Origin of the sequence: Streptomyces sp. NPDC004266 (assembly GCF_042874095.1) — a bacterium.
Taxonomy (GTDB): domain Bacteria; phylum Actinomycetota; class Actinomycetes; order Streptomycetales; family Streptomycetaceae; genus Streptomyces.
In genome coordinates this window covers 372,710-395,437 of sequence record NZ_JBIAMM010000008.1, presented here as the reverse complement: position 1 = coordinate 395,437, position 22,728 = coordinate 372,710, and the positions used below count along the sequence as shown (strand labels likewise).

21 protein-coding genes are annotated in these 22,728 nt (G+C 74.7%); 14 read left to right on the top strand and 7 right to left on the bottom strand.

Features of this window, described 5'->3' with window-relative positions:
* Positions 1 to 17: 17 nt before the first annotated feature.
* The 3 genes from ACFYUZ_RS21790 to ACFYUZ_RS21780 all read left to right on the top strand — a co-directional run bounded on the left by ACFYUZ_RS21790 (position 18) and on the right by ACFYUZ_RS21780 (position 2,055).
* Positions 18 to 431, top strand: a complete 414-nt coding sequence (locus ACFYUZ_RS21790; protein ID WP_389311619.1) for a hypothetical protein — start codon at positions 18 to 20, stop codon at positions 429 to 431.
* An 85-nt stretch (positions 432 to 516) separates the two neighbouring features.
* A complete protein-coding gene (locus ACFYUZ_RS21785; protein ID WP_389311617.1) occupies positions 517 to 1,284 on the top strand; it encodes a GAF and ANTAR domain-containing protein in 768 nt (255 codons plus the stop codon).
* Between the two features lie 39 nt (positions 1,285 to 1,323).
* Complete coding sequence (locus ACFYUZ_RS21780) at positions 1,324 to 2,055, top strand: GAF domain-containing protein (RefSeq protein WP_389311615.1); 732 nt, start codon at positions 1,324 to 1,326, stop codon at positions 2,053 to 2,055.
* A 269-nt stretch (positions 2,056 to 2,324) separates the two neighbouring features.
* On the opposite strand, the gene ACFYUZ_RS21775 is transcribed toward ACFYUZ_RS21780, so the two are convergent.
* Positions 2,325 to 3,788, bottom strand: coding sequence for an aminotransferase class I/II-fold pyridoxal phosphate-dependent enzyme (locus ACFYUZ_RS21775; protein WP_389311613.1), 1,464 nt, complete (start codon positions 3,786 to 3,788; stop codon positions 2,325 to 2,327).
* 554 nt (positions 3,789 to 4,342) lie between these two features.
* Positions 4,343 to 5,272, bottom strand: a complete 930-nt coding sequence (locus ACFYUZ_RS21770) for a Rieske 2Fe-2S domain-containing protein (protein WP_389311611.1) — start codon at positions 5,270 to 5,272, stop codon at positions 4,343 to 4,345.
* Positions 5,273 to 5,508: 236 nt separating this feature from the next.
* Between ACFYUZ_RS21770 and ACFYUZ_RS21765 the strand changes: the two genes are divergently transcribed.
* Together ACFYUZ_RS21765 and ACFYUZ_RS21760 are read left to right on the top strand one after the other, a co-directional pair.
* Entirely contained in the window at positions 5,509 to 5,781 is a 273-nt protein-coding gene (locus tag ACFYUZ_RS21765; protein WP_389311610.1) for a hypothetical protein, read from the top strand.
* A 183-nt stretch (positions 5,782 to 5,964) separates the two neighbouring features.
* The gene (locus ACFYUZ_RS21760) at positions 5,965 to 6,756 is read left to right on the top strand and encodes a hypothetical protein (protein WP_389311608.1); all 792 of its coding nucleotides are present in this window, start codon (positions 5,965 to 5,967) and stop codon (positions 6,754 to 6,756) included.
* A gap of 22 nt (positions 6,757 to 6,778) precedes the next feature.
* Here the strand turns inward: ACFYUZ_RS21760 and ACFYUZ_RS21755 are convergent, their stop codons facing one another.
* Together ACFYUZ_RS21755 and ACFYUZ_RS21750 are read right to left on the bottom strand one after the other, a co-directional pair.
* The gene (locus tag ACFYUZ_RS21755; RefSeq protein WP_389311606.1) at positions 6,779 to 7,789 is read right to left on the bottom strand and encodes an NAD(P)-dependent alcohol dehydrogenase; all 1,011 of its coding nucleotides are present in this window, start codon (positions 7,787 to 7,789) and stop codon (positions 6,779 to 6,781) included.
* 80 nt (positions 7,790 to 7,869) lie between these two features.
* Positions 7,870 to 8,265, bottom strand: coding sequence for a nuclear transport factor 2 family protein (locus ACFYUZ_RS21750; RefSeq protein ID WP_389311605.1), 396 nt, complete (start codon positions 8,263 to 8,265; stop codon positions 7,870 to 7,872).
* Between the two features lie 91 nt (positions 8,266 to 8,356).
* Here ACFYUZ_RS21750 and ACFYUZ_RS21745 point away from each other — a divergent pair, with 91 nt between their 5' ends.
* Positions 8,357 to 8,929: a TetR/AcrR family transcriptional regulator gene (locus tag ACFYUZ_RS21745; RefSeq protein ID WP_389311603.1), complete on the top strand. Its 573-nt coding sequence runs from the start codon at positions 8,357 to 8,359 to the stop codon at positions 8,927 to 8,929.
* Between the two features lie 33 nt (positions 8,930 to 8,962).
* Here ACFYUZ_RS21745 and ACFYUZ_RS21740 read toward each other — a convergent pair whose 3' ends face one another.
* Complete coding sequence (locus ACFYUZ_RS21740) at positions 8,963 to 9,409, bottom strand: MarR family winged helix-turn-helix transcriptional regulator (RefSeq protein ID WP_389311601.1); 447 nt, start codon at positions 9,407 to 9,409, stop codon at positions 8,963 to 8,965.
* A 116-nt stretch (positions 9,410 to 9,525) separates the two neighbouring features.
* On the opposite strand from ACFYUZ_RS21740, the gene ACFYUZ_RS21735 reads away from it, so the two are divergent.
* Positions 9,526 to 10,449, top strand: coding sequence for a zinc-binding alcohol dehydrogenase family protein (locus tag ACFYUZ_RS21735; RefSeq protein ID WP_389311599.1), 924 nt, complete (start codon positions 9,526 to 9,528; stop codon positions 10,447 to 10,449).
* Between the two features lie 110 nt (positions 10,450 to 10,559).
* Here ACFYUZ_RS21735 and ACFYUZ_RS21730 read toward each other — a convergent pair whose 3' ends face one another.
* Positions 10,560 to 11,519 carry a terpene cyclase gene (locus ACFYUZ_RS21730; protein WP_389311597.1) on the bottom strand — a complete coding sequence of 320 codons (960 nt, stop codon included), beginning with the start codon at positions 11,517 to 11,519 and terminating at the stop codon, positions 10,560 to 10,562.
* A 415-nt stretch (positions 11,520 to 11,934) separates the two neighbouring features.
* On the opposite strand from ACFYUZ_RS21730, the gene ACFYUZ_RS21725 reads away from it, so the two are divergent.
* Positions 11,935 to 13,992: an ATP-binding protein gene (locus ACFYUZ_RS21725; RefSeq protein WP_389311596.1), complete on the top strand. Its 2,058-nt coding sequence runs from the start codon at positions 11,935 to 11,937 to the stop codon at positions 13,990 to 13,992.
* Positions 13,993 to 14,329: 337 nt separating this feature from the next.
* On the opposite strand, the gene ACFYUZ_RS21720 is transcribed toward ACFYUZ_RS21725, so the two are convergent.
* Positions 14,330 to 15,298, bottom strand: coding sequence for a DUF5937 family protein (locus tag ACFYUZ_RS21720; protein WP_389311594.1), 969 nt, complete (start codon positions 15,296 to 15,298; stop codon positions 14,330 to 14,332).
* A gap of 102 nt (positions 15,299 to 15,400) precedes the next feature.
* Here ACFYUZ_RS21720 and ACFYUZ_RS21715 point away from each other — a divergent pair, with 102 nt between their 5' ends.
* From ACFYUZ_RS21715 to ACFYUZ_RS21690, 6 genes are all read left to right on the top strand, one after another.
* Positions 15,401 to 16,849: an MFS transporter gene (locus ACFYUZ_RS21715; protein ID WP_389311593.1), complete on the top strand. Its 1,449-nt coding sequence runs from the start codon at positions 15,401 to 15,403 to the stop codon at positions 16,847 to 16,849.
* A gap of 321 nt (positions 16,850 to 17,170) precedes the next feature.
* Positions 17,171 to 17,578 (top strand): YciI family protein, encoded by a 408-nt coding sequence (locus ACFYUZ_RS21710; protein ID WP_389311592.1) that lies wholly within the window; start codon positions 17,171 to 17,173, stop codon positions 17,576 to 17,578.
* A gap of 8 nt (positions 17,579 to 17,586) precedes the next feature.
* Positions 17,587 to 18,783: an RNA polymerase sigma factor gene (locus ACFYUZ_RS21705; RefSeq protein ID WP_389311677.1), complete on the top strand. Its 1,197-nt coding sequence runs from the start codon at positions 17,587 to 17,589 to the stop codon at positions 18,781 to 18,783.
* Between the two features lie 240 nt (positions 18,784 to 19,023).
* Positions 19,024 to 20,223 carry a S8 family peptidase gene (locus ACFYUZ_RS21700; protein WP_389311591.1) on the top strand — a complete coding sequence of 400 codons (1,200 nt, stop codon included), beginning with the start codon at positions 19,024 to 19,026 and terminating at the stop codon, positions 20,221 to 20,223.
* A gap of 142 nt (positions 20,224 to 20,365) precedes the next feature.
* Complete coding sequence (locus ACFYUZ_RS21695; protein ID WP_389311589.1) at positions 20,366 to 22,024, top strand: serine/threonine-protein kinase; 1,659 nt, start codon at positions 20,366 to 20,368, stop codon at positions 22,022 to 22,024.
* Positions 22,021 to 22,626 (top strand): hypothetical protein, encoded by a 606-nt coding sequence (locus ACFYUZ_RS21690; protein WP_389311588.1) that lies wholly within the window; start codon positions 22,021 to 22,023, stop codon positions 22,624 to 22,626. The genes ACFYUZ_RS21695 and ACFYUZ_RS21690 overlap by 4 nt, the downstream gene beginning before the upstream one ends.
* The last annotated feature ends 102 nt before the right edge of the window (positions 22,627 to 22,728 follow it).

Genomic DNA, 22,728 nt, shown 5'->3' with positions numbered 1-22,728 from the left:
CCCCGAGGGGGAGCCCGATGAAGTCCTACCGCGTACAGATCCAGACCTTCGGTCCCCTCGCCGTCGTGACGCCGGCCGGCCCCGCCCAGGAGATGACGCCCGACGACGGCCGCCGCCTCCTGGCCCGGGAGCTGGAGGCGCTGCCGGACGGCATCGAGTACCTCCTCCTCGACGTCGACCTCGTACGGACGGAGGATCTGGTCGCCCAGGTGCGCCGCTGGGCGCTGGACCGGTCCGTGCACCTCGCGACCGTCGGCGGTGTCCACGCCCAGCGCTCGCCGCCGGCGCCGCTCCTGGTCCCCGCGGAGCTCGACCGGGAAACGGCCGTTCCCGTGGCCGGGGACTTCCGCCGCGCCCTCGTCGGCAGGATGGTGCTCCAGCGCGCGGTGGGCGCCCGCCGGGCTCGCGGCGGCGGGCTCCCGCCCCCCTGACACCGTGACACGACAGGGCGGTTCCGGTTTCGGGCGCCGTATGGGGGAAGATGCGGGACGGGCCTGACGGGTGGAGGTGACGATCGTGGACCAGGGCAGGCCGGAGGACGAGGGACGACAGGCCGACGCCGGCGCGCGGTCCGGCACCGGGAGGGCGAAACGCCTGGTCGACCTCTTCTCCGTCGAGGGCCTGTCCGCGGCCGAGGCCCCCGCGGTCCTCTGCCGGGCCTGTGTGGACCTGCTCGACATCACCGGCGCCTCGATCTCCCTCTACGGAGGCGGCGACACGGGCGCGCTGTGGTGGTCGAGCGACCCGGTGGCCGGACGGCTCGCGGAAGCCCAGTACACGCTGGGCGACGGTCCCTGCCAGACCGCGAGCCGGGCGGCGGCCCCCGTGCTCGCGGCCGACCTGACCGAGGGAACGGACGCCCGCCGGTGGCCGGTCTTCGCCCAGCAGGCCGTCGAGCTGGGGGTGCGGGCCGTCTTCTCCCTCCCGCTCGGCGCGGGAGGCCTCGCCATCGGCACGCTCGACCTCTACCGCGACACGCCCGGTCCGCTCTCCGAGCAGGACCAGTCCTTCGCGTTCCCCGTGTCGGAGGCCATCACGAGCGCCCTGCTGTCCCTGCACGGCATGCAGGGCGACCGGGACGCCCCCTTCGCACCGACCTGGCTGGACGGGGCGGAGAACGACCACGAAGAGGTCCACCAGGCCACGGGAATGATCATGGTGCACCTCGGGGTCGGTCCCGAGCACGCCCTCGCCCGCCTCCGGGCCCACGCCTTCGCCCATGCCCAGAGCGTCACCGAAGCGGCTCGTGACGTCATCGCCGGAAGGATCAGGTTCCATGAGTAGGTCCGTGCGCCGGCCCGAGCAGCGAAGGGGTGGTTCGGCATGAATCGCGAACAGCAACTCACCGAGGCGTTCGTGAGCCTCGCCGACACCCTCTCCGAGGACGTCGACCCGCCCACCCTGCTGCGCAGGCTCGTCGACCACTGCGTCCGGCTGACCCCGGTGGACGCGGCCGGCGTCATGCTCGCCAACACCCGGGGGAGGCTGCGGCCGGTCGTGGCCACCGACGACCGCGCGGCGGTCACCGAGCTCTTCCAGGCCCAGATCGACGAGGGCCCCTGCGTCGACGCGTACGCGACGGGCGACCCGGTCCACGTGGTCGACCTCGCCGCGCACGAGGAGCGCTGGCCGTCCTTCGTCCCCGTCGCCCGCGCCGCCGGATACGCGAGCGTCCACGCCCTGCCGCTGCAGGTGCGCGGGCAGCGCATCGGCGCGCTCAACCTCCTCTCCCACACCGCCACCTCGCTCTCCCCGTCGGAGACGACGCTCCTGCGCGGGCTCGCCAACGTCGCCTCGGCGGGGGTCGTCACCTGGAGCCGCGACCTCGTCCGCCCCACGGACATCGCCACCCGCAGCCACGCCGCGCTCGCCGCGAAGGCCCTCCTCGACACCGCGGCGGGCATGATCGCCGCCACCGAGGACATCACCCCGCGCGAGGCGGCCCGCCGCCTCCGGGCCTACGCCGCCCTGCACCACCGACGCCCCACGGACGTCGCCGAAGAACTCGTACGACGCCGGACGGAGGTCGCCACGGTCATGAACCCGGCGGGCTGACGGGCTGACGGGGGATCCGGCGGTCTGACGGGGTGGGGCCGGCGGTCCGGCCGTGGACCCGGCGGTCCGACGGGTCGTGGGCCCGGCGGTCCGAGGCCATGGCGCCGTGGTCCTGACGGGTCGCGGACCCGGCGGTCCTGCGCCTCGGCCCGGCGCCTCGGCCGTGCGGATGCCCCGGTCCACGCCGGGCCGGGCGCCCGGGGGCCTCGCGAGACCGGGCCGCACCGGTGGACGGCGGCCGTCCGCTCACGCGCCGGCGCCTCGCACCGTCAGCCTCGCGCCGCCACCCGGAACGTCTTCAGCGACGGGTCGGCGGCGTCGGGCACGAGCAGACCGTGCTCGATCCCACTGCGCAGGTAGTCCACCACCTCGGCGTTGATCAGCTCGCCGGGCGCCACCGCCGGCACCCCCGGCGGATACGGGCTGAGCGTCTCCGCCGAGATCCGGCCGACCGCGTCCTCCGCCGCCACGTGCTCCGCGGGCCCGAAGAAGGCGTCGCGCGGCAGGCACACCTGCTCCAGCTCCAGCGCTCCGGGCACCGGCAGCCGTACGGTCGGACGCGGCGTGATCCCGTCGGCGCCGTCCACCAGGGCGCGCAGCGCCTCCACCAGCCGCTGTTCCGTCCGGTCGTCGTCCGCGTGCGTGATCGACGCGGAGATCCGGCACGTGTCGGAACCGCCCACGTCGACGCGGCAGTTGTCCCGCAGCCACTCCGCCGCCTGCATCCCGCTGATGCCGAGGCCCCGGACGTCGACGACGATCTTGAGGGGGTCGTGGTCGGCGGCGAGCCCCGCCTCCACGACCTCGGCACCCATCGGTTCCAGCCCCGGCAGCCCCGCGGCGGCCTCGCGCACCCGCAGGGCCCGCCGCAGCGCGCCGTCGAGCAGCTCCCTGCCGTGCTCGGCCATCTGACGCCGCCAGCCGTCGAGCGTCGCGTACACCAGCGTGGAGGCGCTCGTCGTCCCGAGCAGGTCCTCCCGCTGCTTGAGCACCTCGGGCGACACCCGGTCGTGCTGGAGGTGGAAGACGGAACTCTGCTCGATCGCCCCGCCCATCTTGTGCACGCTGGTGATCACCAGATCGGCGCCCCCGTCGATGCCCCAGACCGGCAGGTCGGGGTGGAACGGCAGGTGCGCGCCCCACGCCTCGTCGACGATCAGCGGCACGCCGGCGGCGTGACACACCTCGGCCACGCCCCGCACGTCGGCGCAGGTCCCCCAGTCGGTGGGGGTGATCAACAGCATCCCCTTGGCGTCCGGGTGCTCCTCGAGCCTGCGGCGGACGTCGTCGGGCTCGGGCGGATGGGCCATGTGCCGGTCGGCGTCGAACTTCGGGTGCACCCAGACGGGCTCGACCCCGTTGACGATCACCGCCGCGATCACGGACTTGTGCGCGTTGCGGGAGACGAGCAGCTTCTCGCCCGGCCCCGCGACGGCGAGCATCGCGGTCTTCACCGACAGCGAGCTCCCGCAGGTCGAGAAGAAGGCCTTCTCCGCGCCGACCGCGTCGGCCATCAGCTCCTGGGCCTGCTCCAGCACCCCCTGGGACATCCTGCGGTCGTCCAGGCCGTTCATCATCAGCACGTCCGACCGGAAGACGTCGGCTCCGACCACGGCGGCCACCCTGGGGTCCACCCCGCGGCCCTGCTTGTGTCCCGGCGGACCGAAGACGACGTCCCCCCGGCGCCGGAAGTCCTGCAGTGCCTCGAGTACGGGTGCGTGCGAGTGGTCCATGGTTCCTCCGGTTCGGTCCGCCCGCCCTCCGGCGGGGGCACACTGCCGTGGCCTCTGCGCGTCTGCCCTGGACCCCCTCCCGGAAACGGGCACGCGACCAGGGGGGCGGGCCCGGCAGCCGCTCGCGCGAGGGCGGCATGAAGCGACGCGGACGGGGCACGTGCGGCGTGGGGTACCCCGAAGCCGCCGCCCGCCGGTTCCCCTCCACGGCCGGGTGGCGGCCGGGGCGCGGGGAGTGGAGGCGGCGAAGCGACGCCGCCGGACCCGGGGGAGCACAGCCCGAACGGCCCAAGCACCCGGAGCTTTCGCTCGCACGGGGGCTCGGGCACGCGGGGCTCGGCCACGGAGGGCTCGGGCCTCGGGGCTTCCGCCGGTCACGGGCCCCCTGAGCCCCCGGAGCCTCCACCGGCGGGATTCCCTCTCGTGCGGACACCGCAGGCCTCGGCGCCCTGCTCGCGTCGACGACCCGAACCAGGCGCTCGGGCCCGGGGACCCGCTCGCGCCGACCGTGCGTGCCAGGCGTCGCGGCCCAGGCGGGACTTTCCGGACACGGCCTAGGCGAGGCGCGTGCGGAGCCGGGCTTCGAGGCGGCCCTCGACGGTGCGCGTCTCGAAGGCGGGCTGCGGCGCCGTGGCGGGCCCGGTCACGTTCCAGCCGTCCGACAGCCGGAAGGTGCTGCCGTGCCAGGGGCAGCGGACGCAGCCGTCGACGACGGCGCCCTCGTCGAGCGGGCCGCCCATGTGACTGCACCGGGCGGCCAGGACCCGGACCTCGCCGTCCGCGTCCCGCACGATCACGACGGGCACCTCGCCGATGCGGCCCCGCCGGGGCCGGCCCTCGGGCAGCGAGGCCACCTCGCCGAGGTCGTGCCAGCCCGGCTCGACCAGGTCGGCGACCTCCTCGGCGTGGTTCGCCCCCGCGGACTGCCGGTACGCCAGATGGCCGCCGATCGCCCCACCGGTGCCGATCGCGGCGAGACCGCAGAACGCCCACGCCTTCCCGCGCCAGTGCCGTCCCCGGCACCGGGCCGAGAAGGAGGCCGCGTAGAGGGCCACGCCGGTGATGTTCGCGGCGGCGTGGACGAGCCCCACCCGCAGCTGCGGGCGGCGCAGCTCCGCCCAGTCGGTCCAGCCCGACAGGGCGGACGGCAGCGCCCCCACCAGGCCGGCGCCGATGAGGAAGCGCGCCGCCCGGCGTTCGCCGGGGAGGAGGTCGAGCACGGCCGCCGACAGCCAGGCCCCGACGGGGAGCTGCACGAGGAGCGGATGGACCGGATGGCCGAGCCAGCGGCCGTGGAGGACGTCCCGGGCCCGGCCGAGCGGGAGGCCGTGCACGGCACGCCGCAGGACGTCGGCGACCCGGTCGCACCGGGCGGAGTTCTCGACCCTCTCCATCACCGCCAGGACGCGCCCCGGCCCTTTGGCCGAAGGCAGCGCCGCTCGGGCGAGCGCGAGGGTGCGGCGGGGAATGTCTTGGGTGACCATGGCTGGCGTGTTACCCGTGGCGTCGACCGGAAACGGGCCCGCGCGGACGGATCCGGCGGGGGAGCGCGCCCGCAGGAGCGGGCCGTCGCCCTCCGGCGCGCCGGAACCACCGGGCGTGTGCGCTGCGACTGCCGATGACGGCGCTTTGTGCAGATAATGCTCGTGTCGCCCTCTGCCGTGCTCTCGGGAAACGGAGCGCCCTGCGGCGAGGAGCGGGATCCGGAGCAGGAGGAGCCATGCTCATCAGGCATCTGGTCGAGGACGGAGTCCTGCACCTGGCACTCCTGCACGACCTGGACGTCCCCAGCCGTGCCGCGGCGGCCCTGCAGATCGAGACGCTCCTCCTGGCGCATCGCCCCCGTCTGGTCAGGATGCAGCTGCCCACCGCCGATCCCTCGCCCGCGTCGCTCAGCGCGCTCGCCCGCGCCCGGCGGATGTGCGAGGGCCTGGGCATCCCCCTGACGGTCGTCGGCCCGGCCCCGGTCGTCGGTCCGTCCGGCGCGGTGTGACGCCCGGGGCCGGCGGCGCCCTCGGTGCCGTTCGGGGCCCCGTGCCCCCGCCGGCGTGAAGTCCCCCGTGCCGCACCTCTGTTGCGACAGCGTGTTCCATCGCCGACACGGGCGAGTGATCATTCGCTCCGATCGCCCTCGGGCGGCGGGGGCGACCGCGCGCCGCACCTAGACTCCCCGCACATGTCGCTCTGGCTCCTCAACCACTTCAGCACCTTCACCCTCGCCGTGGTCACCGTCGGCGGGACCGTCGTCCTCGCCGTGGCCGGCAGCGTGCTGCTCCGCCGCAGGTACCCGTCGCTGGCCCGGGGGGAGCACAACGACATGGTCGGGGTGACGCTGGGGATGTTCGGCGCGATCTACGGGATCATCCTGGCCTTCGTCATCGTCACTCTCTGGACCCAGCTGGACAGCACGCAGACCATCGTCGCCAGCGAGGCCACCGACACCGCGCTCATCGCCCGTGACGCCGCCGCCTTCCCGCCCGCGGTCCGCGCCGACCTCGACGCGGCCCTCAGCGGCTACGTCCACGCGGTCGTCGAGGACCAGTGGCCCCGCATGCGCGCCGGAGAGCCGAGCTACGGCGCCACGGAGACGCACCTCCGGACCGCCTTCGGCGTCCTCCAGGCGTACGACCCGGCCTCCCCTCGCGAAGAGGTCTTCTACGAGCAGGCCGTCACCCATCTCAACGACGTCGCCGCCCAGCGCCGCGCCCGTCTGAACATGGCCCAGCAGGAACTCCCGCCCCTGCTCCAGGTCCTGGCCTTCGGCGGCGCCGTCGTCCTCGTCCCGCTCACCTTCCTCTACGGCATGCGCAAGCTCCGGATCCAGCTCCTCTTCGTCGCCTCCGTCGCCGGCCTCATCGGCTTCAGCCTGCTGCTGGTCTTCGTCCTCGACCGCCCGTTCGCGGGCGACCTGAGCGTGAGCCCCGCTCCGTACCGCGAGGGGGCGCTCGCCCAGTACTGGGACCGGTGAGCGGCGAGGCGCGGCGCCGGGGTCAGGGGTGGCTGATGACCACTTTGCCGAAGGCCGTGCCGCCGGCGTAGTGGCGGTAGGCGTCGACGGCCTCGTCGAAGGGGAAGACGCGGTCGATGACCGGTCGCAGTCCGTCTGCCTCGATCAGGGCGTTCATGTCGGTGAACTGGGCGCGACTGCCGACCGCCACGCTGCGGAGGGTGGCGCCGGAGGCGAAGAGGGCGTACGGGTCGAGCGGCGGGGCGCTCCTGCCCGTGAAGCCGACGCACGCGATGGTGCCCGCCAGGGCGACGGCGCGGACGGACTCGTGGAGGAGCCCGGCGACGTCGACGACGCGGTCGGCTCCCCGCCCTCCGGTGAGGGAGCGGACCGCGGCGGCCCAGTCGGGCTCGGCCGCGTAGTCGACGACGGCGTCGGCGCCGAGCTCGCGCAGCCGCGCGGCCTTGGCGGGGCCGCCGGTCGTGGCGATCACGCGCGCCCCGAGCGCCTTGGCGAACTGGAGGGCGAAGAGGGAGACGCCGCCGGAGCCCTGCACGACGACGGTGTCGCCGGGCCGGACCCCCGCGCCGCCGCCGGTCAGCGCGTTCCACGCCGTGACCGCCACACAGGGGAGGGTGGCGGCCTCCTCGTACGTCAGGTGGGCGGGCACGGTCACGAGCGAGTCCGCGTCGACCAGGGCGTACTCGGTGAGCATGCCGTCCAGGGAGCCGCCGCGCTGCGCGAGGTGCTCGACGGCGAAGGGGCCGTCCTGCCAGGACGGGAAGAGCGTGGCGGCGACGCGGTCCCCGACGCGTACCGCGTCGGTGTCCGGGCCGGCCGCGACCACCTCGCCGGCCCCGTCGGAGAGGGGGACGACGTCCGGCTCGACCGGGAGGACGTAGGTCCCGTCGAGCACCATGAGCTCGCGGAAGCTCAGGGACGTCGCGCGCACCGCCACCAGGGCCTGGCCGGGGCCGGGCACGGGGACGTCGTGCTCGCGGACGGTGAGGCCGGAGAGTCCGGCCCCGCTGTGCGAGAGGTGGTAGCTCCGCATGGGGCGTGCCCTTCGTGAGACGCGGGTGGCGTGGGGGAGGGGGGTGACCGCGGCAGGGGCCGGGCGGCCCGGTCCGGGCCTCATGCGGCGTCGGACCCGGCGGCCGGTCGCATCTCCCCGGCCGACTTGCCGAAGCCGAGCGCCTCGACGATCAGACCGTCCGTCACGCGCATCACGTTGACGCCCTGCACCCACTGGTCGGGTCCGTCGCCGAAGCGGTAGGTCCACACGATCGTCGCGCGGTCACCGGCCACGATGACCTCCTGCGGGGTGAACCGCGCGGTGTCGTCGTCCACGAGGGCGGTCCACCACTCCGTACAGGCTTCGCGCCCGGCGACCCGCTCCCCGCGCGGCGCGGGCCGGACGCTCTCCATGACGCAGTCCTCGGCGATCAGATCGGCCAGGAGGCCGGCCTCGCGGTCGGTGAACGCGCGGTTGAAGCGGGCGATGACTTCGGCGGTGGTGCGCACGGACATGACGCCTCCTCAGAAGAGATAGACCGTTCGGTCTACGAGGCATAGAGATAGACCGGTTGATCTACCGTGTCAAGTGCCGCAGAATCACCTCATGAGCACTTCCGTGAAGCCGGGCCCCCGCGAGCGACTCCTGCTGGCCGCGCAGGAGTTGACCTACCGTCAGGGCGTCGGCGTCGGCGTGGACGCCCTGCTCAAGGAGGCCGGTGTCGCCCGCCGCTCGCTGTACGAGCACTTCGGCGGCAAGGACGGCCTCATCGCCGAGGTGCTGCGCCGCAGTACCGCCGAGGACGTCGAGCGCTACCGCGCCACCATGGACGCCGCGGGGGACGACCCCCGGGCCCGGCTCCTCGCGGTCGTCGACCGGCTCGGCCGCATCGCCGCCGACCCGGACTTCCACGGCTGCCGCTATCTCGCCGCCGACCTCGCGCTCACGGATCCGGAGCACCCCGGCCACGAGGTCACCAGGGAGTACCGGCGCACCCTCCGGGGCCTGTTCTCGGACGAGTTCACCGCCCTCGGGCACGCGCGGCCCGGCTTCGCCGCCGACCAGCTGCTCATCCTCGTCGACGGCCTCCTCGCCGCCGGTGCGACCCGGCCCGACGTCGAGCCCGCCGCCGCGGCCCGCGCCCTGGCCGGGCACGTCATCGACGCCGGCCTCGCGTAGGGGGCGTCCTCCGGGCCGGGCGCCGGGGCGGGGCTACGCCTCGTGCACCCGGGTCAGCAGTTCCATCAGCTGTCGGACCTCTGTCGCGCCGAGCGGTGCCAGCAGCGCGGAGTTGGCCCGCTCGGCCAGTTCCGCGCACCGCTCCAGGGTCCGCACGCCCTCCGGCGTCACCGTCACCGCGTTCTTGCGGCGGTCCCGCGGATCGGGCTGCCGCCGCGCGAGCCCGGCTTCCTCCAGGTGGTTGAGCAGGAGGACCACGTCCTTCGCGTCGAAGCCCAGGCTGCGCCCCAGGTCCGCCTGGGCGACCGGGCCGTGTGCCGCCACCGCCGCGAGCACGGCGTGCTGCGGGAGCTTCAGCCCCTCCTCGGCGATCGCCTCGGCGACCAGACTCCGCCCGCGCGCCGCCACGCGGCCGAGCAGCCAGCTCGGCAGGGACTGGATGTGCGCCAGGGCGTGCTGCGGGTCTTCCGTGGGGGCCATGGGGCCAGGCTATCCCGAATTCATTGGACCTCCCAACGGTCTCTCCCTTACGGTGAGATTCGTTGGGTATCCCAATGAATTCGAAACGCCCTGCCCGTGTCGCCCTGGAGGTGTCCATGCGTCGTGTCCGGTACGAGGTGACCGGCGGCCCCGAGGTCCTCTTCGTCGAGGAGGCCCCCGTCCCGGATCCCGGCCCCGGTGAACTGCTGGTCCGCAACGAGGCGGTCGGAGTCACGCTGCCCGCCGTACGGAAGGTGCGCGAGGGCGTCGAGCCCGGTCCGCTCGGCGGCGAGGTGGCCGGGGTCGTCGCCGCCGTCGGGGAAGGCGTCACGGCCTTCTCCGTGGGCGACCGCGTCACCGGCCTCTGCTTCTCCCACGCCTACGCCGAACTGTCCGTCGTCCACCAGGCGATGGCCTCCCGCATCCCCGACCGGGCGACGGCCGTCGACGCCGTGGCCCTGGTCCGCAGCGGACTGGTGGCGCGCGGTGCCTACGAGGCGGGCCGCCCCCGTCCCGGCGACGCCGTCATGGTCACCGCGGCGGCCAGTGCGGTCGGCACCCTCGCCCTGCAGTGCGCCGGGGCGGGCGGGGCCTCCCGCGTGGTCGCGGCCGTCGGCAGCGCGGAGAAGGCGGAGTTCGTGCGCTCCCTCGGTGCCGACGAGGTCGTGCTCTACGGGGACGGGTCCTGGGGCGAACCGGTCGACGTCGTCGTCGACGGGGTCGGTGGAGAGCTCCTGGGCCCCGCGGTGCGGGCCCTCGCGCCCGGCGGCCGTCTGGTCGCCTTCAGCTCGGGCGGCGGCACGATCGACGCGTACGAACTGCTGGTCAGGAGCGCCTCGGTCATCGGCTTCCAGATGGCGGCCCTCGCCCGGGCCGAGCCCGAGGCGTACGCGCGCCGGATCGACGAGCTGTGGGAACTCCACCGCGACCGCACGCTCCGCCCCCGCGTCGCCGCCGAGATCCCGCTCGCCGAGGCGGCGCGCGCCCATGAACTCGTCGAGTCCCGGCGCAATCTCGGCAAGGTCGTGCTCATCCCCTGAGCGCGGGAGCCGAGGTCGTCCTCACCCCCTGGGAGCGGGAGTGGGAGTGGGAGTGGGGAGGGCGGCGGGAACGGGGGCGGGGCGGGGTGCGGCGGCGAAGGGGGGCGGGCTCAGTGGGCGTAGCGACCCGTGTCGATCTCCCAGCGGTGGTAGCCGGCTATCCAGGCGGCGAGTCCGTCGACGTACCGACGGGCCGCCTCCCGGGCGGCCGGGGCGAGGCCCAGGAGGTCGCATATCTCGGGGACTTCGGAGGACAGCTCCACGAAGCGGTCGACCATCGCCTGTGCCTCGCGCATCACTTCGACGGCCGCCTCGTCGGGGGTGCTGTCGAGCTCCTCGCGGACGATCATCACGATGTTGGCGACGTCACCACGGGCGAGTTCCTGCGCGTACGAGTGCACGTCGTTGGTGAACGACGGTATGTCGGCCGCCAGTTGGCGCATCCGCCGGAAGGCCGGATGGTGCAGCACCTCCTGCGGCAGCTCGAACCGGTTGAGCCGCTCGACCATGTCGAAGAGGGTCTCCATGGCGGCCGTGCCCCGGCGGAGCGCCAGATAGCTCTCCCGGTCGGGGAGGCGCCCGGTGAGCCGGCCGGCGGCCTCGGCGGGATGGCAGGCGAAGTACCACTCCCAGTTGTAGGCGGACCGGGCGAGCCACCGGGCCGACATGCCGCGCACGCTGCGCTCCCAGAGGTCGGCGAAGGCCTGCTCGACGGCGGTACGGGCGCCGGGCTCGGGGCCGTTCCCGTGCAGAAGGCCCGTCAGGCGGGTGCACATCTCGGCCACTCGGGCCGGGGACCGGCCGAGGCCGGAGTCGAACCGGTCGTCGAAGAGGAAGTAGAAGCCGAGCAGGTCCGCGGCGAGGACGAGGTCGTCGGCGGCGGAGTCCGGGCTGGTGAACGCGGCGAGACGGGGTACGTCCCACTTCTCGTACGCCGACAGGGCGATGGTGACGGCGAGGCCCTCGTGGTGGAGGAGCCAGTCCCGGTGGCGCTGCGCGACGGATGCCTGGTTCGGGTTGCTGCGAGGCGGAAAAGGCAGGTCGAGCGTGGTGGCGTTGGACACTGGCACCCCCAGGTTCTGATCCCGGGTCATCCCGTGACGCCCCCGGCGCGATCGAAGATTACTTGAATCGATCATCAACTGCCAGGAGTGGCAAGCAGATCGCTTTCAAGCCAGTGGAAGTACGGCGTCCGGATCGGCCGGGGCAGGGAGAGAGATCTCCGGTCGGGTCCGTGGCCGTCGGCACCTGTGGGCCGTCGTGGTGGGCGAGGGGTCGTCGTGTCGGTCATGTGTTCCGCCGTTCGTTGCGACGGGTGGTTCGTCCCCTGTTCGCGCCACCCGTGGACGGGGGAGCGCGTTGGGGTTGCCGTGACGCCCGGTGCAGTGACGGTTCTGCATCCGGGACCTGCGGGTTCTGTATCGACTCCCGATCCCGGTGGGTCGATGGCGAGAGCGAAGATCTGGATGGTGCGCGGTGCCGGAGATGTGGAATCGGGACGAGGGGCGCGACGCCCGGTTCGTGGACCGCTTCCGGGACGGTCACGCCCTGGTCGGACGCGACGGGGAGCTCGCCGCGCTCCGGGCCGCCGTGTCCGGGCACCGGCTTGTCACCGTGACCGGAGCGGCCGGGACGGGCAAGAGCCGGCTGGCCCTGGCCGCCCTCGCGCCGTCCCCCGGCGGCCCCGCGCGGACGGTGGTGCGGGTGCGCTGGCACGACGGGATCCCCGTCGGACGCCGGGCGCTGACCGCGCGGGTCGCCCGGGCCCTGAGCGGCGCGGGCCTGCCCCGGGACGTCGCCCGCGCCCTGAGCGGCGCGGGCCTGCCCCGGGACGTCGCCCGCGCCCTGAGCGGCGCCGGCCTGCCCCGGGAGCCGGCACCCGAGGAGCCCGCCGCGCCCGCTCGGCCCGCCCCGGCGGGCGAGGTGCTCCTGCTCCTGGACGACGTCGACCCCGTCCACACGGAGTGCATCGGCCTGGTCCAGACCCTGCTGATGGACCAGCGGGCGGTACGCGTCCTGGTGACCGCGCGGCGGCCGCTCGGCCTCGGGGACGAACAGGTGGTCCGACTGGCGCCCCTGCCCGTGGAGCCGGCGCCGGGCCGGCCGGGCGCGTCCCCCGCCGCGGAGCTCCTCGTCTCCCGCGCACGGGAGCGCGGATGGACCGAGGAACCCGATCCGGCGGCCGTGGCCCGGGTGTGCCGACTGCTCGAAGGCGTCCCCCTGGCCCTCGAACTCGCCGCGGGCCGACTGGGGGAGTGGACGATGGAGGAGCTGGCCGCCCACCTCGAAACCGGCCAGTGCCGGCTGTCCGACCCGGATCCGCTCCTGCTGCGGCACCGCACGCTGCGCACCTCCATCGGGGCCGTCCACGCCCTGTGCGAACCGGCCCAGCGCAAGGTCTGGCGTCGGCTCAGCGTCTTCACCGGGCCCTTCACGGAGGCGGCGGCGGTGTTCGTGTGCCTGGGCTCCGACCTCGTACCGCACGAGGTGCCCCCCGCCCTGGCGACGTTGAGCGCCACGGGCGTGCTCCAGACGCTCGGGGAGGCGGGCGCGGTGCGCCCGCCCCGCTACCGCATGGCCCGTGCCGCCCGCGACTTCGGTGCGGAACGCCTCGCGGCGGCGGGCGAGCGGCCGGCGACGCGGGACCGGCACGCCGTCCACTTCCGTGGTGTGGCGGCCGTCGCCGAGACCCTGTGGAACACCGGTCTGCAGCGGCAGGCGCTCCAGACCGTCCAGGACGAACACGACGACCTGATGGCCCTCGTGCACCGCGCCGGCGACGGGACCGTCCACGCCGAGACGGCCCTGGAGACCATGCTCCACCTGTGGTTCTGGTGGGCGGTCCACGACCACGCCCGAGAAGGCAGCGACCGCCTGCTCGGACTGCTGCCCCGGCTGCCCGCCGACGGCCCGCTCGTGGCGCGGGGCCGATGGCTCGCGGCCTGGCTCAGCTCGGCGTGGGACCCGGGCACGGCGCACCACCTGCTCTCCCTCGCCTGGCCCGCGGCCGTGCTCGCCGGCGACGACGCCCTCATCGGCCGCATCGCCCATGTGCACGGGACCCTGGCGTGGCAGCGACAGGACCCCGAAACGGCCGCCCAGTACTACCGGCAGGCGGCGGACATCACGCCCGGGGGCGCTCCCTGGGGCCCTTCCCCCGCCGTGAGCCTCGCCGCCCTGGCCGTGGTCCAGGCCCACCGCGCCCCCGCGGCGGCGGCCCGCACCGCCCGCCGGGCGCTCGCGCAGCCCGGCTGCGCCGACGACGCCTGGGCCACGGCGCTGGCCCACTACGCCCGTGCCTTCGCCGACCACCGCTCCGGGCACACCGGCCGCGCCCGGCACCGGGCCGGCCGCGCCCTGGCGGACCTCGAAGCCCGGCTCGACGCCCCGCAGGTCCGCCGTGCCCTGCGCCTCCTCCTCGCCACCCTCGACCTCGCCGCGACGACGGCCGGCGCGCCGAGGCCGGGTCCTCGGCCCCACGTCCCCGTACCGCGCGACGGGGCCCCGACCCCGTCGCCGACGGCGAGCCTGGCCCAGCGGTGACCTCCCGCCGTCGGTCCCGGGCGCCGCGCAGGCAGGCGCCGCCGGGAAGGCAGGGCTGTCGCGGAGGCAGGGGCTGTCGATGGTCCTCCTCCTCCGGCGGCGGTCCCCCCCCGTCTCGGCCCGCTCCCTCTCGGCCCGCCCCGCCCCGTCCGGCCCGGCCCGGCGTACGACTCGACGGCGTCGCGCCGGCGGCCACGCCCGGCAGCCGGGCGATCTCGCGATCGGCCGGCCCCCTCCGCCGCCCCCCGCACGAGTGCCTCCCGGCCCGCTCCGCCCGGCCCGGGTCAGGACGGTGGAAGCCGCCGCGACGGCAGCCGCGGGCCCGCGTCCCGGACCGTCACCGGCCGGCTCCCGCGACGAGCTCCTCCGCCACGCGCGTGCGGGCGTACAGCACGGACCGGCCCGCCCGGTGGGCCGAGACGAGGCCGGCCGCGCGCAGGGCGCCGAGGTGCTGCGACACCCCGCCGGGGGTCAGGCCCGTGCGCCCGGCCAGGTCGGTCGTCGAGGCCGGTGCGGTGAGCTCCGCGAGCAGCTGCGCGCGCGACCGGCCGAGGACCCCGGACAGCGCCCGGGAGGCGGACTCCGGCGGGGCCTCCCACAGGGTGCCGATGCCGCGCGGGGGATAACGCAGGGCCGGCTGGTAGACGGGGTCCGTCGTCGAGAACACGCGGGGCCACACGAACGCCGAGGGCACGAGCAGCAGTCCGCGCCCGTCCAGTCTGCGCACGCCGTGCACGAAACGGTGCTCGACGCTCAAGGTGCCCCACTTCCAGGCGAGTCGGGGTTCGAGGTCCTCGAAGAGGCTCCGCGTCCCGCCCTCCGCGAAGCGACGGGCCCGGTACTGGATGTCGGCCTCCAGATGCGTCTGGACACGAGGCCAGTACGGGGCCATCGCGAGCTCCCAGAAGGCCGCGATGACGTCCGCGAGCCGCCCGAGACCGCGCTCCGGATCGGCCCGCAGGGCCTCGACGCCGGGCTGCGCCTCGCGCGCGGAGGCCCGGAGCCGTTCGTGCGGGGTGGCGCGCAGCGCCGCCAGCTCCACGGCGAGCGACGGCCCGGACGTGCTGGGCGGCGGACAGAGGAAGCCGGGGACGGACGGCGCGGGCACCGGCACCAGCGAGGTCAGCGGCGTCAGATCGAGCCGCGCGGCCGCGATCCGGGCGCGGACCTGCGCGGCCCACCGCCGGTGCAGCGCCTGCTCGTCGGCCCCGGCCAGCACCCGGGCCCCGGCCACGGCCTCCCAGAGCGGGGAGATGGCGAAGCGGGTGCGCGCGACGTCCTCGGCGGAGAACTCGATCTCCAGCACCGGTACCCCTCCCCTCCCCTTCCCGCCCTGCCGGCGTTCCCCGGATTCACGTGAGGCTAAAACATTGGCTCCGGTCTGTGAGGACCGGTCACCGTACCGGCCATGCCCACCTTCCTCCCCGCCTCCCGGCGCGCACGGCCTCCCCACGACACCCCGTCCCCCTGGCGCGCCAAGGACTTCCGCGTCCTGTTCTCCGCGTCCGTCCTGAGCACGCTCGGGACGAACGTCTCCTACCTCGCCGTCCCGATGGTCGCCGTCCTCGCCCTGGACGCCGGTCCCGGCCGGGTCGGCCTGCTCGCCTCCCTGAGCACGGCGGCGTTCCTGCTCATCGGCCTCCCCGCGGGCGCGTGGGTCGACCGGATGCGCCACCGCACCGTCCTGATCCTGGCGGACCTGCTGCGCGCGGCGCTGCTCGCCTGGATCCCGGTGGCCTGGTGGTTCGACGTCCTGACCTTCGGCGGCCTGTGCGCGGTGGTCCTCCTGAGCGGGGTCGCCACGGTCCTCTTCGACGTGGCCTCGCAGAGCGCCCTGCCCCGGCTCGTCGAGCCCGCCGTCCTGATCCCGGCGAACTCGGCCCTGGTGAGCCTGACGGCCGCGGGCAACGTGGCGGGCCGGGGCGCGGGCGGCGCGCTGGTGCAGCTCCTGGGGGCACCGCTCGCGGTGGTCTGCGCCGCGGCCGGCCACCTCGGATCGGGGCTCCGCCTGCTGAGGATGGCACGCGACGACGCGCACAGGGCCGTCCCGGATCCCGAACCGACCGCCCCCGCTGCTCCGACGGCTCCCGCCGGGACCGGCCTCGTGGCCCCCGCGACTCCGGCGGCTCCCCTTGGCACCGGCCTCGTGGCCTCCGCGGCTCCCGCCGGGACCGCTGCCGGTCGCGCGCCGGGGCTGCGCGCGCAGATCGCCGAGGGGCTGCGTCATGTCCTGGGCCACGCGGAGCTGCGTGCCCTCGCGCTCACCGGCGCGGTCGGGAACCTCGGAACGGTCATGGTGAACACGATGCTCCCCGTGGTGTTCACCCGTGAACTCGGTCTGTCGGCGGGCGCGCTCGGCCTCTTCTGGGCGGCCGGTGGCCTCGGGCTCTTCCTCGGGGCCCGCTGCGCCCGCCCCCTCGCGGACCGGTTCGGCCACGGCCGGGGACTGGTCGTGGCCGACCTGTGCCTGGCCCCGGCGGGCCTCCTGGTGCCCCTGATGGACCGGGGCGCCTGGCTCTGGGCGGCGGGCGCCGGATGGGTGGCGTTCGCCGTGAGGACGGGGGCGGCCAACGTCCTGGGCGTGAGCCTCCGTCAGCGGCTGACCCGGGACGATCTGCTCGGCCGTATGAACGCCACCTTCCGGTTCCTTCTCACCGGCTCGATGGCCGTCGGAGCCGCGCTCGCCGGTGCCGTCGGCGCGCACTCCTCGCCGCGCACGGTCCTCTGGTGCGGTGGAGCCCTCCTCTGTCTGAGCTTCCTGCCGGTGCTCTTCTCCCCGCTGCGCCGGCGCCGTGAGCTGCCGACCGCCGGAAAGCCATGCGGGAGCGCTCCCAAAGTGGCAGGGTGCACCGGGTGACGACCGACCCGCTCATCCGCCCCCACCGGCCCTCGGACCGTACCGTCCTCGGCGACATCTGCGTCAGGACGGCGCACGGGGGCGGGGACGCGTCGCACCTCCACCCGATCCGGAGCTGATGCCGACGATCTTCGCCTCCCCGTACGTCGAGCTGGAACCCGACTTCGCCCCGGTACCTGGGCAGGCCCACGACCACGCTCCGACGAGCCGTTCCCGCACCCCGGAAAAATAATTCGGCGGCGATGTCGAGAACCCGTGCCCCGCTCCGTCCCTGAGGTGAGAGCGGCCAGAATGGGCCGCACGAGGACCGAGGAGAACACCATGGCCAAGTACCTGCTGCTGAAGCACTACCGGGGCGCCCCGGCTCCGGCCAACAACGTCCCCATGGAGAAGTGGACGCCGGAGGAGATCTCGGACCACGTGCGGTTCATGCACGACTTCGCGGCCCGTCTGGAGAAGACCGGCGAGTTCGTCGACGCCCAGGGCCTCGCCCCCGAGGGAACGTGGGTCCGCTACGACGGGGAGGGGCGCCCGCCCGTCACCGACGGCCCCTTCGCCGAGACGAAGGACCTCATCGCCGGCTGGATGGTCATCGACGTCGACAGCTACGAGCGTGCCCTGGAGCTCGCCGGGGAGCTCTCGGCCGCCCCCGGGGCCGGGGGAAAGCCGATTCACGAGTGGCTCGAACTGCGCCCGTTCATGGCGGCGCCGCCCACCATCACGGAGTGACCGCCACCATGGACGAGGCCCTGCTCCGCAGCCTCATCCCGAGCGTCCTCGCCGTCCTCGTCCGCCGCGGAGCCGACTTCGCGGCGGCCGAGGACGCCGTCCAGGACGCGCTGGTCGAGGCGGTCCGCGTCTGGCCGGCCGGTCCTCCGCGTGACGCCAAGGGCTGGCTGGTCACCGTGGCCTGGCGCAAGTTCCTGGACGCCACCCGGGCCGACACCGCCCGGCGACGGCGCGAGGACCTCGTCGACGAGGAGCCGGCGCCCGGACCCGTGCCCGGGGTGGACGACACGCTCCAGCTCTACTTCCTCTGCGCCCATCCCTCCCTGACGCCGTCGTCCGCGGTCGCGCTCACCCTGCGCGCCGTGGGCGGGCTGACCACCCGCCAGATCGCCGAGGCCTACCTGGTGCCCGAGGCGACCATGGCGCAGCGCATCAGCCGGGCCAAGCGCACGGTCTCGGGCCTCGGGCCCCCTCCCGCGCGCACGGGGCCGGGAGCCGGGGGAAGGTTCGACCGGCCCGGAGACGTCTCCACCGTGCTCCGCGTCCTCTACCTGGTCTTCAACGAGGGCTACTCCGGAGACCTCGACCTCGCCGCCGAGGCCATCCGGCTCACCCGGCAGCTCGCGGCCGCGATCGACCACCCGGAGGTGGCGGGGCTCCTCGCCCTCATGCTGCTCCACCACGCCCGGCGCGCCGCCCGGACCGCGCCCGACGGCAGTCTGGTGCCGCTCGCCGAGCAGGACCGCGGTCGGTGGGACACCGGCGCGATCGCCGAGGGCGTCGAGATCCTGCAGGCGGCCCTCGCGCGCGACCGCCTCGGCGAGTTCCAGGCGCAGGCCGCCATCGCGGCGCTCCACGCCGACGCCCCCACGGCCGAGGAGACCGACTGGGTGCAGATCGTCGAGTGGTACGACGAGCTCACGGGCCTCACCGACAGTCCGGTCGTCCGGCTCAACCGGGCGGTCGCCGTCGGCGAGGCCGACGGACCGCGCGCCGGCCTGGCGGCCCTCGCGGAGCTGGACGACTCCCTGCCCCGGTACGCGGCGGTGGCGGCGTACCTCCACGAACGCGCCGGTGACCTCACCACGGCGGCGCGGCTGTACGCCGAGGCGGCGAGGAAGGCGACCGACGTGCTGGAGCGCGACCACCTGACCCGTCGGGCCGCGCGCCTCAACACCCGCCTCGACGCGGACCGGCCTCGCTGACGGGACGCCTTCCCCCCTCCCGGCCCCGTTCCGCCCGGTTCTCCGGTGAACGTGCCCGTTCCACGGAGGAGTTCGCGGCACGACGTGTACGACGTGGAGGTGATGCGGAGAGCCTATTCAGAAACCTTGTTGAATAACCCCGTACCCCCGGTTCGCACTTGATTTGCTCCTGCCAATCCGCACAGGGTTCTCTCGAACGTTTGACGCCCCACACGTCAACACGAGGAGAGAACCCCTTCCATGGCAACTCACAAGCGATCCAAGGGCCTTCGCCACGCGGCCATAGCCACAGGTGTGGCAGCCGCCGCCGTCACGGCGCTGCTCGCCGGCAACCTCGCCGGGGCGGCCGCCCCGGCGGAGGGGACCGTGCACGGACTCGGCGCACCCGGCGCCGTCGCCGGCAGCTTCGTCGTCATCCTCGACGCTTCCGCGAACAAGCCGGAGCTCGCGAAGAAGTACGGCGGCACCCTCCAGCGCTCCTACGGCTCGAAGGTCAACGGCTTCTCGGTCTCGGGACTGACCGTCCAGGAGGCCAAGCGGCTCGCCGCCGACCCCGCGGTCGGGACCGTCGTGCAGAACAAGCGCTTCACCATCGACGAGACGCAGGAGAAGCCCCCGTCCTGGGGCCTGGACCGGATCGACCAGGCCGAGACCGCCGGCGACGAGAAGTACACCTACCCCGACGGCGGAGGGGAGGGCGTCACCGCGTACGTCATCGACACCGGCGTCCGGATCACCCACAAGGACTTCGGCGGCCGCGCCGCGCACGGCTTCGACGCCGTCGACAACGACGACTCGGCCGACGACGGCAACGGCCACGGCACCCACGTCGCGGGCACCATCGCCGGCACCGCCCACGGCGTCGCCAAGAAGGCCAGGATCGTCGCCGTACGGGTGCTCGACGACAACGGCTCCGGCACCACCGAGCAGGTCGTCGCCGGCATCGACTGGGTGACGAAGAACCACTCCGGGCCCTCCGTCGCCAACATGAGCCTCGGCGGCGGCGCCGACGAGGCGCTCGACGCGGCGGTCCAGCGCGCCATCGCCTCCGGCGTGACCTTCGCCGTCGCGGCCGGAAACGAGTCCTCCGACGCCGGCCAGGGCTCGCCGTCCCGGGTGCCCGAGGCGCTCACCGTGGCGTCCAGCACCAAGGACGACGAGCAGTCGGACTTCTCCAACTTCGGTGCGGTGGTGGACCTGTACGCCCCCGGATCGGACATCACGTCGGACTGGAACGACAGCGACACCGGAGTCAAGACCATCTCCGGAACGTCCATGGCCACGCCCCACGTGACGGGCGCCGCGGCGCTCTACCTGGCGGCCCACCCGACGGCGACGCCCGCCGACACGGCCGCCGCGCTGACCGGGGCCGCCACGCCGGACGCCATCAAGAACGCCTCCTCCGGGACGGCGAACAAGCTGCTGAAGGTCACGCCGTGACCGTGCGGTGAGAACCCCCAGGGATGGCCCCCACGGCGTGGGGGCCATCCCCTTTTCCCCGCACCCCTTTCACCGGGAACCGGCCGTGGCCAGAATCTGTCCCTGTGGAGGAAGGCGGCCGCGGCGCCGGAGGGGGACGGGGATGAGCGCATGGGTGGTCCCGGGATACACGGAGTCCCGGGAGCTGGGCGCGGGTGGCAGCGGGCGCGTGGTGCTGGCCACCCACGACGCGACCGGCGTACCGGTGGCCGTCAAGTACCTCGGTGAGCGGCTCCGCGCGGACGGGGCGTTCGTCCACGGCTTCCGCTCCGAGGCCCGGCTCCTCGGCGCCCTCGACACCCCGCACGTCGTCGGGTTCTACGAGTACGTCGAGGCGCCCGGGGGAGCGGCCATCGTCATGGAGCTGGTGGACGGCGTCGCGCTGCGCGCCCTCCTCGCCCGGGAAGGCTCCACCGGACCCGAGGCCGCCCTCGCGGTCCTCAAGGGCTCGCTCCTCGGACTCGCCGCCGCGCACCGGGCGGGCGTCGTCCACCGCGACTACAAGCCCGAGAACGTCCTCGTCGCCGCCGACGGGTCCTCCAAACTGGTCGACTTCGGGATCGCGGCCGGACAGGACAGCCGCCCGGGCATCGCCGGGACGCCCGCCTACATGGCACCCGAGCAGTGGAACGGCGCCCCCGCCTCGCCCGCGGCCGACGTCTACGCCGCGACCGCGACCTTCTTCGAGTGCCTGACCGGACGCAAGCCCTTCGCGGGGGACAACTTCGCCGAACTCGCCCTCCAGCACCTGGAGGCGCCCGTGCCCGACGGACAGGCACCGGAACCGCTGCGCCCGCTCATCCGCCGCGGCCTCGCCAAGGCCCCGCACGAACGGCCGGAGAACGCGGACGCGTTCGTCAGCGAACTGGAGTCGGTCGCCACCGCCGCGTACGGCCCGGACTGGGAGGAACGAGGACGGGGCCGGCTCGCGGCGCTCGCCGCGCTCCTGCCGCTGCTCTTCCCCTCCTCGGGCAGTACGGCCCAGGGCACGACGGCGCTCGCCACGACGACCCTGCCCGGACCGCCGCCGCGCCTCTGGAGGCGCCTCCCCCACGGGCTGCCCGCGGCCGCGGCGGCCCTCGTCCTGGCGTTGCTCCTCGCCCTCGCCGCACGGGCCGGGGAGGAGCGGGCGGCCGGGGACGAGGCCGTCCAGGCCGTCGCGACGACGAACACGTCACCGAGCGCCCGCCCACCGGCCCCGGGCACGACACCGGCCCCGGGCACGACACCGACTTCGACTCCGACTCCGACTCCGACGACCCGGGAACCCTCCCCGTCCTCGGAAACACCCGAACCCCCCTCGCCCACCGGCACGACGACCGAGCCGACCACGCCGCCCCCGCCCCCGCCCACCACGACGGAGCCGGCGCCCCCGACCACCACGCCACCCACGACACCGCCCACCACCCCGCCGACCACCCCGCCGACGACGCCTCCGGTCTCCGTCACGGCCGTCTCGGTCACGAGCCTGCGCCAGGTCGGGCCGACGGACGCGGAAGCCACCGTCGAGATCACGACGGACGGAACCGGACCGGTGACGCTCCTCGTCGAGTGGTTCACCGGCGACGAGAAGGGCGCGCCCGGCACGCCGGACGGCTCGGAGACCGTCCGTCGCGAAGGGGCCGACCGGTACACCCTCACCCTCCCGCACACGGTCCGGGGCACCGGCTGCTACTGGGGAGTGCGCGCTACCACGGACCCCGCCGCCGCGAACGGCGGCTCCCTGCAGCAGATCTTCATCCGACGGTGTGTGATCACATGAACGACGACGACTACAGCGCCACCGAACTGGGCAGCCACTGGTTCCAGGGCCCGACACCGCCCCCGGTGCCCGACCGCGTCGAGGGCGAAGTGCTGCGCTTCGGCCCGGGGGTGACCGCGGCCGCCGCCCGCCGCGCCGAGAACACCCCGACGGCGGCCCAGATCTGGCACGGCACCCTGCCCGGCGCCCCGCCGCCCCGCCGGCCCCGCACGCGCCGGCCCCTCCGGTACGCGCCCGCGGCCGTGATCCTGCTCCTCGTCCTGGCTTTCCTGGCCTGGCGCGAGTACGGCCCCCGGGTGGCGGTCCGATCCGTCGCGGTGACCGCCCCCGAAGGGCGGCTCGGCTGTGACGGCACGGCGAACGTGCTGGGCGTCGTACGCACCGACGGCCGCCCGGGCACCCTCACGTACCACTGGGAACGCAGCGACGGCACCCGCTCGGCCCCCCTGCGCGAGACCCTGCCCCGGGGCCGGAAGGAGGCCCGTCTCCACCTCCTGTGGACCTTCCAGGGCCGGGGCACCCACCACGCCGTGGCCCGCCTGGTGGTCACGTCCCCGTCCACCCACACGGCGGAGGGCACCTTCACGTACCGCTGCGGGTGAGCCCGGAGGAGGAAGGCAGGGGGCGACAGGACAGGGCGCTTTCCCTCGGCAGGCCGTCGTCGTCGGTGGAGAAACCACCGCCGAGCAGAGCGAGGCGTGGAC